General features: G+C 72.7%; 11 protein-coding genes. 1 reads left to right on the top strand and 10 read right to left on the bottom strand.

Annotated elements, in window-relative coordinates:
- Window positions 1-4: 4 nt before the first annotated feature.
- The 5 genes from ACFZDE_RS13345 to ACFZDE_RS13325 form a co-directional block, all read right to left on the bottom strand.
- Entirely contained in the window at window positions 5-223 is a 219-nt protein-coding gene (locus ACFZDE_RS13345) for a hypothetical protein (RefSeq protein ID WP_390993770.1), read from the bottom strand.
- Window positions 224-476: 253 nt separating this feature from the next.
- Complete coding sequence (locus ACFZDE_RS13340) at window positions 477-800, bottom strand: hypothetical protein (RefSeq protein ID WP_390993768.1); 324 nt, start codon at window positions 798-800, stop codon at window positions 477-479.
- Window positions 797-1165: a WhiB family transcriptional regulator gene (locus ACFZDE_RS13335; protein ID WP_024884377.1), complete on the bottom strand. Its 369-nt coding sequence runs from the start codon at window positions 1163-1165 to the stop codon at window positions 797-799. Before ACFZDE_RS13335 ends, ACFZDE_RS13340 begins: the two co-directional genes overlap by 4 nt.
- Window positions 1166-1338: 173 nt before the next feature.
- The gene (locus ACFZDE_RS13330) at window positions 1339-1665 is read right to left on the bottom strand and encodes a hypothetical protein (RefSeq protein WP_390993767.1); all 327 of its coding nucleotides are present in this window, start codon (window positions 1663-1665) and stop codon (window positions 1339-1341) included.
- A gap of 164 nt (window positions 1666-1829) precedes the next feature.
- Window positions 1830-4082, bottom strand: coding sequence for a UvrD-helicase domain-containing protein (locus tag ACFZDE_RS13325; protein WP_391199845.1), 2253 nt, complete (start codon window positions 4080-4082; stop codon window positions 1830-1832).
- 168 nt (window positions 4083-4250) lie between these two features.
- On the opposite strand from ACFZDE_RS13325, the gene ACFZDE_RS13320 reads away from it, so the two are divergent.
- On the top strand, window positions 4251-4493 hold the full coding sequence (locus ACFZDE_RS13320) for a mycoredoxin (RefSeq protein ID WP_142159789.1): 243 nt from the start codon (window positions 4251-4253) through the stop codon (window positions 4491-4493).
- Between the two features lie 99 nt (window positions 4494-4592).
- Here the strand turns inward: ACFZDE_RS13320 and nudC are convergent, their stop codons facing one another.
- The 5 genes from nudC to ACFZDE_RS13295 form a co-directional block, all read right to left on the bottom strand.
- On the bottom strand, window positions 4593-5537 hold the full coding sequence (gene nudC / locus ACFZDE_RS13315) for an NAD(+) diphosphatase (protein WP_390993765.1): 945 nt from the start codon (window positions 5535-5537) through the stop codon (window positions 4593-4595).
- 164 nt (window positions 5538-5701) lie between these two features.
- A complete protein-coding gene (locus ACFZDE_RS13310) occupies window positions 5702-7105 on the bottom strand; it encodes a dipeptidase (RefSeq protein ID WP_391199843.1) in 1404 nt (467 codons plus the stop codon).
- Window positions 7106-7115: 10 nt separating this feature from the next.
- A complete protein-coding gene (locus tag ACFZDE_RS13305) occupies window positions 7116-10634 on the bottom strand; it encodes a UvrD-helicase domain-containing protein (RefSeq protein ID WP_391199841.1) in 3519 nt (1172 codons plus the stop codon).
- 149 nt (window positions 10635-10783) lie between these two features.
- Window positions 10784-14218: a UvrD-helicase domain-containing protein gene (locus tag ACFZDE_RS13300; protein WP_391199839.1), complete on the bottom strand. Its 3435-nt coding sequence runs from the start codon at window positions 14216-14218 to the stop codon at window positions 10784-10786.
- Window positions 14219-14484: 266 nt separating this feature from the next.
- A complete protein-coding gene (locus ACFZDE_RS13295) occupies window positions 14485-14874 on the bottom strand; it encodes an MGMT family protein (RefSeq protein ID WP_390993761.1) in 390 nt (129 codons plus the stop codon).
- Window positions 14875-15044: the final 170 nt, after the last annotated feature.

The following is a 15044-nucleotide window of genomic DNA, read 5'->3' as shown; positions in this document are numbered from 1 at the left end:
GGCGTCACCACCAGTCCGAGTCCAGGCGGCCCTCGATGGATCTGAGGTTGTCCCGGGAGCAGGTCTCGCAGTAGTGGCGGCGGGAGCCGTCCTCCACGGAGTAGGTCCAGGTCAGCGGTGGGCCGTCGGTCAGGGCGTCGGCCGATGCGCCGCAGCGGGCACAGACAAGGCGCCGCGGCTGGGCGGCGGAGCCGTCGTCACTGCCTCCTGAAGGACTCGTCACCCTGGCGACGATAACTCCGCACCCGGCGATTCGGAGGGCACGAGCCCCGGTGCCTGCTGAGCGGCGCGGCATCACCCGGCTCGAAGCCCCGGACGCCGACCTGGCACGCCTCGGGCCGATGGAAGCGGTGCTCCCTGCTGCGCAACGCGCCACGGGGGCCGGTCCGTTCGGTACGGACCGGCCCCCGTGATGAGAGGCCGACGGCGGCAGCCCGGGCTCATGGCCGGGCTGGCGCCACGTCAGGTAGTGCGGGTTACTGCATGACCGCCATGGCGAGCGCCCGGCGGGCACGCAGGGAAGCGCGCTCCGCCCTGCGCTGCATCCGGCGGGCGGCGATCAGGCGCGCGGCCTGTCGGTCTCGCTCCGCCTCTTGCAGTCGCTCGCGCATATGCGCGCGGGCCATGGCTTCTGGAATGAGTTGCATCTCACGGGTCCTGTTCTGACGCGAGTCCTTCGCGCCGCTGATGGTGAAGTCTTGGTTCGCGGAGCCTGCGGGCTCGTAAGTGGACGGCTTCATCGGGGCCTGCTTCTGGGGGTCGTGCGTGAGGGGGCGGTCGATTGTTCCTGCGGTGTTCATGCCGTGACCGGGTTCTTGCGCGGGCGACCACGCGGCCGCTTCCGGGCGACGACGACACCCTGGACGAACAGCTCGCCACCCCAGACGCCCCAGGGCTCACGCCGCTCCTTGGCGCCGGCGAGGCAGGCCTCGACCAGCGGGCAGGTACGGCAGAGGGACTTGGCGTACTCGACGTCCGCGGGCGACTCGGCGAAGAAGACCTCCGGGTCGTAGGAACGGCACGGGACCGGTACGCCGAGGTTCTCGATGGCGTCGTCGAGCGCGGTGAGCGCGGTGAGCGGGGTCAAGGTGGGGTCCTCCGTGGAGCCGGGCTTGGGGATCGTGTCGGAAGGCGGTACGGACGGGACGTGCGCTTCGAGTTGCACGGTTCGTCTTCCTCGTCTGTTCGTTCCGGCCTGTTGGCCGGGGGGTGGTGGTACCGGGTTCTTTTCTTGTCCCGAGGCGCCTTCGGTCCGTCATCCCTGTTCAGAGACAAACAGAAGGGCCGCGGATCCCGGATGGGGTTCCGCGGCCCTGAAGGCGCCGGCCTGATCGGCGATCAGGCTGGATCACTCCAGGGTTCTGGCCCACGGAAGGCCCACATCTGGTGGTGCTGCGTCGTCTGCTTCCGGAATCCGGCACCGGTCGCCGTAAAGGCATAGGCCTGTGCCTGTGCCGCTACTGCCGCTTCCAGTGCCTTGGTCGGTCGCTCATTGCGCTCGCGGACAGGAAGACCCGCGGGAGCAGCGGAGGAGGACGCCGGACGGATGGCACGGATGCCGGACAGACCGGTGCCCAGGTTCGAAACGCCGAGCATGCACGTGGAGACGGCCGAGCGATCGGTCATTTTCACGATGCTGACGGAGCTGGTGTTGATGCTGATCACTGGACTCGCCTCCTCTCGGCGTCTCGGGGGACTGGACGAACCAGTCCTGCGGATATGCAAGTACAACACGGAATCAGGGCCTCCGAGAAGGCCGCTGCTCTCGTGCCTAAGAACCTATGGGGATTGCTGGGGCATGCGCAAACTATTTTTCTGACGAGTTGGTGTCAGTCGTCGTCCGTGCTCTCGGCGCGTGACTGGCCTGCGCAGATGGCCAGTACGTCGGCCCCGTAGCGGGTGAGCTTGCGCATGCCGACGCCCGGGATGCGGGCGAGCTCCCGCTCGTCGTCCGGGGCGGACTCGGCGATCGCCATCAGGGTGCGGTCCGTGAACACGCAGAAGGCGGGCTGGCCGCTGCTGCGTGCCTGGTCGGCGCGCCATTCGCGCAGCCGCTCGTACAGGCCCTCGTTCATGTCGGAGGGACAGTCGTCGCAACGCATCAGCTTCATCTCGCCCGGGTCGGTCAGGGTGCGGCCGCAGACTCGGCAGCGGGCGGGAACTCGCTGGGCCCGTCTCGGGGCGGACTCCCTGATTCCGGGGATTCCGCGCTCGATTCCGCCCGCCGCGCCCGCGGAGGGACGGCCCGTGGTGGCCGTCGAACCGGGGCGCAGTCCGTCGAGGAAACGGCTGGGGCGGCGGTTGGGGCGGCCCCCGGGCGAGCGGGAGAGCGCCCAGGAGACATGGAGGTGTTCGCGCGCGCGGGTCACCCCGACATAGAGGAGGCGGCGTTCCTCCTCGATCTGTTCGTCGGTCTTGGCGTAGGTGATCGGCATCATGCCCTCGGCCACGCCGACCAGGAAGACGACGTCCCACTCCAGGCCCTTGGCGGAGTGCAGGGAGGCGAGGGTGACGCCCTGCACGGTGGGGGCGTGCTGGGCGTTCGCCCGTTCGTCGAGTTCGGCGACGAGGTCGGCCAGGGTGGCGTCCGGTCTGGCGGCGGCGAAGTCCTGGGCGAGGTTCACCAGGGCGGCCAGGGACTCCCAGCGCTCTCGCACGGCGCCGGAGCCGGCCGGTGGCTGTGTCGTCCAGCCCTCTCCCGACAGCACGGCGCGCACCTGGGAGGGGAGGTCGACGACATCGTCGAGGAGGGAGTCGTTGCCGCCGAAGCGGGCCGCGCCGCGCAGGGCGATGCCCGCCTTGCGCACTTCCGGGCGGTCGAAGAAGCGCTCGGCGCCGCGCAGCTGGTAGGGCACTCCGGCGTCGGCCAGGGCCTGCTCGTAGGTCTCGGACTGCGCGTTCGTACGGAAGAGGATCGCGATCTCGGAGGCCGGGATCCCCGAATCGACGAGCTCGCGGATCCGGCGGGCCGCGCCTTCCGCCTCGGCGGGCTCGTCGGTGCACTCGACGTAGACCGGCTCGGGCCCCGCGGAGCGCTGGGAGACGAGCTCCAGGCGGTGGTCGGCGGCCCGGCCGCGGGCCTGGGCGAGCAGGCCGTTGGCGAGGTGGACGACCTGGGGGGTGGAGCGGTAGTCGCGGACCAGCTTGACGACCGTGGCACCGGGGTGGCGGGTGCGGAAGTCGAGCAGGTGGTCCGGGGTCGCGCCCGTGAAGGAGTAGATCGTCTGGCTGGCGTCCCCGACCACGCACAAGCTGTCACGCTCGCCCAGCCACAGTTCGAGCAGGCGCTGCTGGAGAGGGCTGACGTCCTGGTACTCGTCGACCACGAAGTGCTGGTACTGAGCGCGAATCTGCTCGGCGATGTCGTGCCGGTCCTGCAGGACGGCCACGGTCAGCAGCAGCACGTCCTCGAAGTCGATGACGGACCGCTCGCGCTTGACGTCCTCGTAGGCGGCGTACAGCTGGGCGATCTCGGCGGGGTCGCGGGGCGACTCGCGGCCGGCCTTGTCGGCGGCGGGCGCGTAGTCGGCGGGGACGGTCTGGGTGACCTTGGACCACTCGATCTCGGCGGTGACGTCCCGCAGCTCGCCCCGGTCGAGACGGATGCGGCAGGCGGCGGCCGCGTCGGCGACGAGCTGGATCTTGCGGTCGACGAGCCGGGGCATGGAGCCGCCGATCGCTTTCGGCCAGAAGTACTGGAGCTGACGCAGGGCCGCCGAGTGGAACGTGCGGGCCTGGACGCCCGCGGCACCGAGCTGGCGCAGTCGGCCGCGCATCTCCCCGGCCGCGCGGTTGGTGAAGGTGACGGCAAGGACGCTGGAGGGCTGCAGGATGCCGGCGCGCACTCCGTAGGCGATGCGGTGGGTGATCGCCCGGGTCTTGCCCGTGCCCGCGCCCGCCAGGACGCACACCGGACCGTACAGGGCGGTCGCCACCTCGCGCTGCTCGGGGTCGAGCCCTTCGAGCACCGCGTCGGCGGAGTCCGGTACCTGCGGGAACAGGGTGGAGTGCGTTGCTGCTGTCACATGGCCATGCTGCCAGGTCGCGCGAGACGGCCGCGTCGGTTGTCCACAGGCGGGCACTGATAGTCGTACTAATGCGGCAGGCGTCACGTCAGATGCGGCAGGCGTCACGTCGGGTGCGGCGGGCGTCACGTCGCAGCGGGCCCCGGGGCGGGAATGGTGGACCTTTCACATACGTTCCTCCACTGCGACCACCCGCCCCCGAGCCACCTGAGGAGCACGAGAGACATGCTGGGCACTGTGACGATGTACAGCACCACGTGGTGCGGCTACTGCCGCCGGCTGAAGAGCCAGATGGACCGCGAGGGCATCGCGTACACCGAGATCAACATCGAGCAGGACCCGGAGTCCGCCGCGTTCGTCGAGAAGGCGAATGGCGGAAACCAGACGGTGCCCACCGTCCTCTTCCCGGACGGCTCGACGCTCACCAACCCGTCGCTGGCGCAGGTGAAGCAGAAGATCGGCGTCTAGGCACCGATCGCTCGTGCGGAGAAGGCGGCTCCTGAGGCACCTCAGGGGCCGCCTTCTCGTGGTCGGTCCTGCCCTCGGACCCTCGGACACGTGGTGGCGTCAGGCGGCGCTCCGTGTCGGGAGCGGCTTGCCGTACCAGAGCTCGATCAGGCGGGCGGCGATCGAGATGCCGTAGGGCGGGAGCATCTCGCCGGACTCGAACGCGGCTCGCAGGTCCTCGCGGGAGAACCAGCGGGCCTCGTGGATCTCGTCACCGTCGACCTCGATCGCGGTCGAGGTGGCGCGGGCCATGAAGCCCAGCATGAGGCTGGACGGGAAGGGCCAGGGCTGACTGGCGACGTACTCGACCTGGCCGACGCTGATGCCGACCTCCTCCAGGACCTCGCGGCGCACCGACTGCTCGATGGACTCCCCGGGCTCCACGAAGCCGGCCAGCGTCGAGAAGCGGCCCTCGGGCCAGTGGACCTGGCGGCCGAGCAGGATGCGGTCGTCCTCGTCGGTCACGGCCATGATCACGGCCGGATCCGTGCGCGGGTAGTGCTCCGCGCCGCAGGCCGGGCAGCGGCGGATGTGCCCGGCGGCGGCGATGACGGTGCGCTCGCCGCAGCGCGAGCAGAAGCGGTGCGTGCGCTGCCAGTTCTCCAGGCCCACCGCGTGCACCATCAGGCCCACGTCGCGGGCCGACAGCAGCGCGCCCGCCTCGCGCAGTCCGGCCGGGCGCGCGGACTGGTCCATGCGCCCGGGCAGGGAGTCCTTCTGGAGGGCGAAGTAGCTGACGCCGTCCTCGTCGTTGCCGAGGAAGTAGCGGTGCGCCTCGGTGAGAGGGGCCTCGAAAGACGGGGTCATGACGAGTTCGGTGCGCCCGTCCGCCGTCTCGTCGATGAGGACCTGTCCGCCGGAGACGACGAAGCAGCGCGTCGTCGGGTGGCTCCACGCCGCCGCGAGCCAGGCCTCGTCGAGCCGGTGGTGAGCGGCCCGGTCGATGCCGCTCGGGGCGGTGAGCGAGATGGGGCGGTCGGCGTTCGGGTCGGTCCAGGTGGTCACGGGTGCTTCCAACTCCCCGGTGGAACGGTCGGGTTCGGCGTGCGATTCAGTGGATGTACGGCGGGAGGCGACCGGGTCCGGCGGGCTCGGGCGGTGTGGGCGGCGTGGGGCGGCGCCTCCAGTGTGCCCCGCGCGCGTGCCCGGCCCGGGACGGAACGGTGGGCTCAGGGCGCATGGCGCCAGTTCTCGGCGAGGTCACCCCACAGGTACGCGGTGGTCTCGACGCCCTTGAGGAGGAGGTCGAGCTCGACCTTCTCGTTCGGGGCGTGCCAGCCGTCCGAGGGGACGGAGATGCCCAGGAACAGCACCGGGGCGCCAAGGACGTCCTGGAGGTCCGCCGCCGGTCCGGAGCCGCCCTCGCGCGTGAAGCGGACCGGCTGCTCGAAGGCCCGGCCCATGGCGCGGGTGACCGACTGCAGAGCCGGGTGGTCCAGCGGGGTCAGGCACGGGCGCGTGGCCCCGCTGAACGTGATGTCGCAGCGGATCCCCGGCGGCACCTGCTGCTCGGCCCACGCGCGGACGGCCTTCTCCACCTGGCCGGGGTCCTGGCCGGCCACCAGGCGGAAGGACAGCTTCACCAGGGCGGAGCTGGGGATGATCGTCTTGCTGCCGGGGCCCTGGTAGCCGCCGCCGATGCCGTTGACCTCCGCGGTGGGACGGGCCCAGATCCGCTCCAGGGTGGTGTAGCCGGCCTCCCCCTGGGCGGCGTGCGACTTGGCCGTGCGCAGCCACTGCTGCTCGTCGAAGGGCAGTTCGGCGAGGAGGTCGCGCTCGCGGTCGGTGAGTTCGATGACGCCGTCGTAGAAGCCGGGGATCGCCACGCGTGCGTGCTCGTCGTGCAGGGCGGCGACCAGGCGGGCGGCGGCCGTCGCCGGGTTGGGCACCGCGCCGCCGAAGGACCCGGAGTGAATGTCCTGGTCTGGGCCGTGCAGACGTATCTCGCACTCGGCGAGGCCGCGCATGCCGGTGCAGACCGTGGGGGTGTCCTCGGACCACATGCCGGTGTCGGAGACGATCACGGCGTCGGCGGCCAGCCGCTCGGCGTGCTGCTCGACCAGGGCCCGGAAGTGCGGGGAGCCGGACTCCTCCTCGCCCTCGACGATCAGCTTGAGGTGCACGGCCGGGGTGGTGCGGCCGGTGGCGGCGAGGTGGGCGCGGACGCCGAGGGTGTGGAAGAACACCTGGCCCTTGTCGTCGGCCGCCCCGCGCGCGTAGAGGCGGTTCTCGCGCACGACCGGCTCGAAGGGCTCGCTGTCCCAGCCGTCCTCCCGGGTGGCGGGCTGCACGTCGTGGTGGCCGTAGACCAGGACCGTGGGCGCCTGGGGATCGTCACAGGGCCACTCGGCGAACACGGCGGGCGCACCCGGGGTCTGCCAGACCTCGGCCGTCGGGAAGCCGGTCTCCTTCAGCTTGGCGGCGAGCCAGTCGGCGCTGCGTCGTACGTCGGGCGCGTGGTCCGGCTGGGCGGACACCGACGGGATGCGCAGCCACTCGGTGAGGTCGTCGAGGAAGGCGGCGCGGTGCTGCTGGATGTACGTACGGACGACGCTGTCCGGGGTCTGGCTCATGGTCACGAGCCTATCGGCCCGCACCGACGTCCTCGGAGTGCGGTTCCTCACCGGGCGGCTCCTCGCTGAGCAGCCGCTCCAGTGCCGCCCGGTCCGGCAGGGCGTCGGGGCGGACGATCTCGCCGCTGCGTACGTACAGGAACGCGGCCGTGACGGACTCCGGGGGGATGCCCTGCTGCTCGGCCCACGCGATGCGGTAGACGGCCAGCTGGAGGGGGTCCGCGGTGCGGGCGCGGTGGGTCTTCCAGTCGACGATCTCGTAGGTCGCGCCCTCGCCGTCGCCCACCTTGTAGACGGCGTCGATGCGGCCCCGTACGACGCGGCCGGCGAGCGCGAGCTGGAAGGGGGCCTCCACTCGGTAGGGCGTGCGGTGGGCGTACTCGGTCTGCTCGAAGGCCTCCTTGAGGGCCTCCAGGTCTTGTTCGTCAGCGATCTCGGCATCGCTGCCGGGCAGCTCCTCCGGCTCCAGCATGGGCAGCGTCAGCTCTTCGAATCGGGCCTCGACCCAGGCGTGGAAGCGGGTGCCGCGGCGGGCGGCCGGCTGGGGCGGCCGGGGCATGGGGCGGGCCAGCTCCTCGGCGAGGCCGTCCGGATCGGCGGCCAGGAGCAGCAGCTGGGAGGCGGTGAGGGACGTGGGCAAGGGGACCTCGGTGATGCTGTCGCGGGCGCGCAGGAGCTCGCCGGTGAGGGCGTCGAGGTCGCGGTCCCAGGAGGCGACGGTGCGGGCTTCCTCCGGGGTGAGGCGCGGCGTGGGGTGTCGCTGTGGGCCCTGGGGTCCCGGTGGGCCCGCCTGGTGGGGGACCGTGGGGCGGCCGGCGTCGTGGAAGGGGCCCGCGTCGGTCTGGAAGGGTGCCGCGTCGTCCTGGAAGGGTGCCGCGTCGTCCTGGAAAGGGTCCGTGGCGACGTCGAACGGGTCCGGTTCGTCGTGGGGAGGCTCTGGGGGCTCCTCGTCCTCGGGGGGCGGCGGCCACTCCGGGTCGTCGAGGGCGTCCGGGTCGTGCGTCGCCGTGGGGTACCCGGACTCCTCTGACGCGAGGTGTTCCAGGTGGGCCAGGACCGTCTCAGCGGCGGCGCGGCGGCGGGCCAATGCGGCCGCGTCCAGGGGCAGGGGCCACACTTGGTCGGCCGTCGCCCGGTGGAGGGCCGGGTTCTCCTCGTCCTCGGCGGGTTCCTCCGCCCAGGCCTCGATCTCGCCGTACCCGGCCTCGCAATGCTCGTAGAGGGCCTGGAGGAACGTGGACGGTCCGCGGCGCTTCTTCTGGGTGGGGCCCCACCAGTGGCCGGAGCCCAGGAGGAGGGAGCGTGGGCGGGTGAAGGTGACGTAGCCGAGGCGGAGTTCCTCGGTGTGCTGGTGGTCCTTCATGGCCTCGTGGAAGGCCTTCAGGCCCCTGGCGTCCCAGGACGTCACATCGGGCAGGGTGTCGGCGTCGCCGCGCAGCTCGTGCGGCAGGACCTTGCCCTGGGAGGTCCATTTCTCGCGGCCCTGGCTGCTGGGGAAGGTGCCGGTGACCAGGCCGGGGACGACCACGACGTCCCACTCCAGGCCCTTGGACTTGTGGGCGGTGAGCACCTTGACGGTGTTCTCGCCGCCAGGGAGGGCGTTGTCGAGGCCCTTTTCGTACTGGGCGGCGGTGCGCAGGAAGCCGAGGAAGGCGAGCAGGGACGCCTCGTTGTCCCCGGCGGCGAAAGAGGCGGCGACGTCCAGGAAGTTGGACAGGGTCTCGCGGCGGCGGGCGGCCAAGGCGTGCGGGGACGCCGACAGCTCGACCTCCAGGCCGGTGACGGCGAGGACCCGGTGCAGGACGTCCATCAGCGGGTCGGCCAGGGAGCGGCGCAGCTCGCGCAGTTCGGTGGCCAGCCGGGCGAAGCGCACGCGCGCGTCGGGCGAGAACGGCAGTCCGTCGTCGTCGCGGCCGTCCAGTGGTGTCTCCAGGAAGGTGTCCAGGGCGTCCGCGAGGGAGATCACCTCGGACGGGTCGACCCCTTCGACCGCTTCGGCGAGGCGGCGGTCCTGGTCGTCGTCGTCCGCCACGCGCGCGTGGGCCACGAGGAGCCGGGCGCGCCGCCCCAGGAGAGCGAGGTCGCGTGGGCCGATGCGCCAGCGCGGGCCGGTGAGCAGGCGCACCAGGGAGGCGTTGGCACCGGGGTCCTGGAGGACCTCGCAGACGGCGACGAGGTCGGCGATCTCGGGGAGGTGCAGCAGCCCGGACAGGCCGACGACCTCGACCGGGATGTCGCGGGCGACCAGGGCTCCCTGGATCTCGGCGAAGTCGGTCGCGGTGCGGCACAGGACGGCGATCTCACCGGGCGCGGTACCGGTCCGGACGAGGTGGGCGACGGAGTCGGCGGCCCAGTCGATCTCCTCGGCGTAGGTGGGCAGCAGAGCGCAGCGGACGATGCCGTCGTGTTCGGCGCCGGGGGCCGGGCGGAGGGCCTCCACGCCCGCGTGCAGGGCGCGCAGGGGCTCCGCGAGACCGTTGGCGAGGTCGAGGAGGCGGCCGCCGCTGCGGCGGTTCTCGCTGAGGGCCTGGCGGGTCGCGGGCCGGCCGTCGGCGTGGGCGAAGTGCTCGGGGAAGTCGTCGAGGTTGGCGACGGAGGCGCCGCGCCAGCCGTAGATCGCCTGGCAGGGGTCGCCGACGGCGGTGACGGGGTGGCCGGTGCCCTCACCGAACAGGCCTGCCAGGAGGACGCGCTGGGCGACCGACGTGTCCTGGTACTCGTCGAGCAGGACCACGCGGAACTCGTCGCGCATGGCCTCGCCCACTTCGGGGACTCCGGCGAGCCGGGCCGACAGGGCGATCTGGTCGCCGAAGTCGAGCAGGTCCCGCTCGCGCTTGGCGGCCCGGTAGCGGGTGACGAGCTCGGCGAGTTCACGCCGGGCGGCCGCGGCGTCGGGGACCTTGCGCAGGTCGGCGTTGCTGAGCTTGGCGCCCCGCAGGGTCAGCAGCAGTTCGGCGTCGTACGCGCGCAGCGCCTCGGGGCGCACGAGGTGCTCGGCGAGCTCGGAGTCGAGGGCGAGGAGGTCGCCCACGAGGTCCGGGAAGGAACGGGTCAGGGCCGGGTAGGGCCCGGGGGCCTCGCGCAGGACGCGCGCGGCGAGCTGGAAGCGGGTGGCGTCGGCCAGCAGCCGGGACGTGGGCTCGAGGCCGATCCGCAGGCCGTGGTCGGTCAGCAGGCGGCCCGCGAAGGCGTGGTAGGTGGAGATGACCGGCTCGCCCGGCGGGTTGTCCGGGTCGATGGCGTCCGGGTCGGTGACGCCGGCCTTGACCAGCGCCTTGCGGACGCGCTCGGCGAGTTCGGCGGCGGCCTTGTTGGTGAAGGTGAGGCCGAGCACCTGCTCGGGGGCGACCTGGCCGGTGCCGACCAGCCACACCACGCGTGCCGCCATCACCGTCGTCTTGCCCGAGCCGGCTCCGGCCACGATCACCTGCGGGGCGGGCGGCGCGGTGATGCAGGCCGTCTGCTCGGGGGTGAAGGGGATGCCGAGGAGCTCCTTGAGCTGCTCGGGATCGGAGATACGGGAGGGCACGTCAGAGAGGCTAGCGGCGGCCACTGACAGTGGCCGCCGGATCGGCTTGCGGGACGGAGGAAGCGCAGGTCACCACGGGTGGTGCGGTTCATCACTCGACGCGCGGTTCATCGCTCGACGAGCGCTTTCATCACTCGACGAGCGCTTCATCACTCGACGACATGGCGGCCCTCCTGCCGGGCGCTGCACGAGGCCCGGAACGCGCAGTGCGTGCAGTGCTGTCCGGCGGTCGGCGTGAACCTCTCGTCGAGGACCTTGCCGGCGGCGGTGGCGAGCAGGTCGCCGATCCACTCCCCCTCCAGCGGCTCCTGGGCCTGCACCTTGGGCAGGCTCTCGCCGCCGTCGCGTTTGGCCGCTCCCTGCCGGAGGTGGACGAGCTCCGCGCCGCCCGGCTCCGGACGTACGCCGTCGAAGGCCTCGTCGACGGCTCCCTCGCGGACGGCCAGCTGGTAGACGGCGAGCTGCGGGTGGCGCTCCACGTCCTTGGAACTGGGCGCCTGCTTGCCGGTCTTGAAGTCGACCACGTAGGCACGGCCGTCGCCGTCCGCCTCGACCCGGTCCATCTGGCCCCGGATGCGCACCTGGTAGTCGCCCGCTTCGAGGGTGACGTCGAAGTCGTGCTCGCTGGCCACCGGTGTCCGCCCGGTGCGGTTCGTCACGTGCCACTGCAGGAACCGTTCGAGCGCCACGCGCGCGTTGTCCTTCTCCTGGGCCGACTTCCACGGCGCGTCGAAGGCCAGCGCGTTCCACACTGAGTCGAGGCGCTCCATGAGGACGGTGAGGTCGGCCGGGGTGTGCCCGGAGGCGACCTCGTCGGCGAGGACGTGCACCACGTTGCCGAAGCCCTGGGCGACGGTGGCGGGCGCGTCGGCCTTCACCTCGCGGCCGAGGAACCACTGGAGGGCGCAGGTGTTGGCCAGTTGGTCGAGGGCGCTGCCGGAGAGCACCACGGGCTGGTCGCGGTCGCGCAGTGGCACCTTGGACTCGGTCGGCTCGAACATGCCCCACCAGCGGTAGGGGTGCGCGGACGGCACCAGGGGGCGGCCGTCCTCGTCGGCGAGGGCGGCGAGCCGGGCCAGGCGGCGGGCGGCGGCCTCCCGGAGTGCGTCGGAGACGCGCGGGTCGACCGTGGTGGCGCGCAGTTCGGCGACGAGCGAGGCGACGGACAGCGGACGACGGGGGCGTCCGGTGACGTCCTTGGGTTCGACGCCGAGTTCGGTCAGGAAGCGCGAGGGCTGGTCGCCGTCGTCCGCGGGAGCCTTGACGGCGGTGACGACGAGGCGTTCACGCGCGCGCGTGGCGGCCACGTAGAACAGGCGGCGCTCCTCGGCGAGCAGCGCGCCGGGGGTGAGGGGTTCGGCGAGTCCGTCGCGGCCGATGCGGTCGGCCTCCAGGAGGGAGCCGCGGCGGCGCAGGTCCGGCCACAGGCCCTCCTGGACGCCCGCGACGACCACGAGGCCCCACTCCAGCCCTTTGGAGCGGTGCGCGGTCATCAGGCGGACGGCGGCCGGGCGTACGGCTCGCCTGGTGAGGGTGTCGGCGGCGATGTCCTCGGCGTCGATCTCCGCCAGGAAGTTCAGGGTGCCCCGCCCTCCGGTGCGTTCCTCGGCGCGGGCGGCGGTGGCGAACAGGGCGCAGACGGCGTCCAGGTCACGGTCCGCGTTGCGCCCGGCGGCGCCGCCCCGGCGGGCGGCCCGTTCCAGGCGCGTGGGCCAGGGCGTGCCGTCCCAGAGGTCCCACAGCGCCTCCTCGGCCGTGCCGCCGCCGGCGAGGCGTTCGCGGGCCTTGCGCAGCAGCGCGCCGAGGCGCTGGGCGCCACGCGCGTACGTGGGGTCGTGCACGGCGAGCCGCTCCGGTTCGGCGAGCGCCTGGGCGAGCAGCACGTCGGAGGGCGGCGGCAGCGGGTTGCCGGCGGCCCTCTCCTCGTCGCGCAGGGCGCGGCCGAGGCGGCGCAGATCGGCGGCGTCCATGCCGGCGAGGGGCGAGGTCAGGAGGGTGAGGGCGATTTCGGTGTCGAGCCAGCAGTTGTCCTGCGGCACGACGGGAGCGCCCTCGGCGGAGGGCTTCCCAGCCTCCGTTACCGGAGCCGGAGCCTCCCCGGAGGAACGTCCCGCACCCCTCGCGCCCTGCGGCTCCGTCGATCCCACTTCAGCCGATCCGACCTCCGCCGAACCGACCTCCGTCGATCCCGCCTCCGCCGCGGCCACCGCCCGCAGTGCCGTCAGCAGCGGCGCCACCGCCGGTTCGTGCCGCAGCGGCACGTCGTCGCCGTCGACGTCCACGGGGACGCCCGCGGCCGTGAGGGCGCGGCGGACCGTGGGGATCGTGCGGGAGCCGGCCCGCACCAGGACGGCCATGTCGCTCCAGGGAACGCCGTCCTCCAGGTGGGCCCTGCGGAGGATGTCGGCGATGTTGTCCAGCTCCGTCCCGGGCGTCGGGTAGGTGTACGCCTCGACGCGGCCGCCGTCCCGTACGGGGGCGAGTTCGCGGTGGGCGCGCACCTTCTCGGCGGGCAGCCGGGTGAGCGGCATGCGCTGGGTGAGCAGCCGGGTGGCATCCAGCAGGCCGGCGCCGGAGCGGCGGGACGTGCGCAGCACGGCGACGGGGGCGGGGCGGCCGTCCACGCGCGGGAAGGCGTGCGGGAAGTCCAGGATGCCGTTGACGTCGGCGCCGCGGAACGCGTAGATCGACTGGTCGGGATCGCCGAAGGCCACGAGCGTGCGGCCACCGCCGGCCAGGGCGTCCAGGAGTCGTACCTGAGCGGGATCCGTGTCCTGGTACTCGTCGACGTACACGGCGTCGTACCGGGCGGCGAGCCACGCCGCTACCTCTCGGCGGTGGGCGAGGAGCACCGCGCGGTGGACGAGTTCCGCGTAGTCGATCACGCCCTGGAGGTCGAGCACGTCGAGGTACTCGGCGAGGAAGCCCGCCGCCGCGCGCCAGTCGGGGCGTCCGGTGCGGCGGGCGAAGGCGTCCAGGGCGTCGGGGCCGAGGCCCAGTTCACGGCTGCGGGCGAGGACGGCGCGGACCTCGTCGGCGAAACCGCGGGTGGTCAGGCAGGCGCGCAGTTCGTCCGGCCAGCGCACATGGGCGAGTCCGAGCCGTTCCAGGTCGACCTGACCCGCGAGCAGCTCGCGCACCGAGACGTCCTGCTCGGGGCCGGACAGCAGGCGCAGCGGTTCGACGAACAGATCGCTGTCCTGGTGGGCGCGGACCAGGGCGTAGCAGAACGAGTGGAAGGTGGTCGCCTGGGGAGTGCGGGCCGCCCCGGCCCGCCGGGCCATGCGGTCGCGCAGCTCGACGGCGGCCTTGCGGCTGAAGGTGAGGACCAGGATGCGCTCGGGGTCCGCGCCCCGGGCGACGCGTTCGGCCACGGACTCGACGAGTGTGGTGGTCTTGCCCGTGCCCGGACCCGCGAGGACGAGCAGCGGGCCCCGCGTGTGGTCAACCACGGAGCGCTGCGCGGCGTCCAGAAGAGGGGGGTCCACCCGGGCAGGAGGGGTACGTACCAGTCGGTAGGCGCCATGGCTCCCCCGCCGCGCCCGGGGGTGCGACAGGCCGCTGGTGAAGGAAGAGGAGCTCACGTGGTTCGCCGGTTCTGGTGGAAGTGCTGGTGGGCGGGCCACCGCGGGTGGCGGGCGGTGGCCGCGGGGTGACGGGGGCGCGCGCAGCCGACGCTACGCCGGTGACCGAGGCAGAAGCAGGGCTTCCCCTTCTTCCCGCCGGCCACTCTGGGCACTCGTGGCACTCACGCCCCTCGCCTCCCGAACGTACGGCATGCCCCCGGTGTGCCCCGATTCCCCCGTACGGATCACGCGTCACACGACAGGCCGTCCGATGGCGGAAGCTGTCAGGTGTGACCCTCCGCGCGATCGCCGCCGTCCCACCGCGCCCGTCTCATGTCGATGCGCGGCAGGTGGCCCTCGGCGGCACGGCTCGCCGTCTTCAGGGGCGTGCCCTCCGCCCGGTAGTGGCCCAGGGCCCGCTGTTCGTGCCCGGGCAGCAGGACGCCGTCCGCCCGGACGACCCGCCACCAGGGAGCGGCTCCCCCGTAGAGCGCCATCACACGGCCGACCTGCCGCGGGCCCCCCTGCTCCAGCCACTCGGCGACATCGCCGTAGGTCATGACGCGACCCGGCGGGATCAGTTCGGCGACGTCGAGGACCTGCTCGGCGTACTCGGGCAGCGCGTGCGCGGGCCCGTCCTCGTACCGGCCCCCCTCAGGGCTCTGCTCACTCATCCGCCCCATCCTGCCCCACCCCACCGACAACGGGCGTGGCGTGCTCCGGAGCGTTTCCCTCGCCCGGCAGGGGCGCGTCGGGCAGACTGTCCGACCCCGCATGTGCACCCTGATTGCCCCGTGTGCCGGTGCGGCATGCCACCATCGTGCGGGCGGTGATCGGTGATACG

Origin of the sequence: Streptomyces sp. NPDC007929 (assembly GCF_042959065.1) — a bacterium.
Taxonomy (GTDB): Bacteria; Actinomycetota; Actinomycetes; order Streptomycetales; family Streptomycetaceae; genus Streptomyces.
The sequence above is the reverse complement of the archived record's forward strand: the minus strand, read 5'-3'. Positions and strand labels throughout refer to the sequence as shown.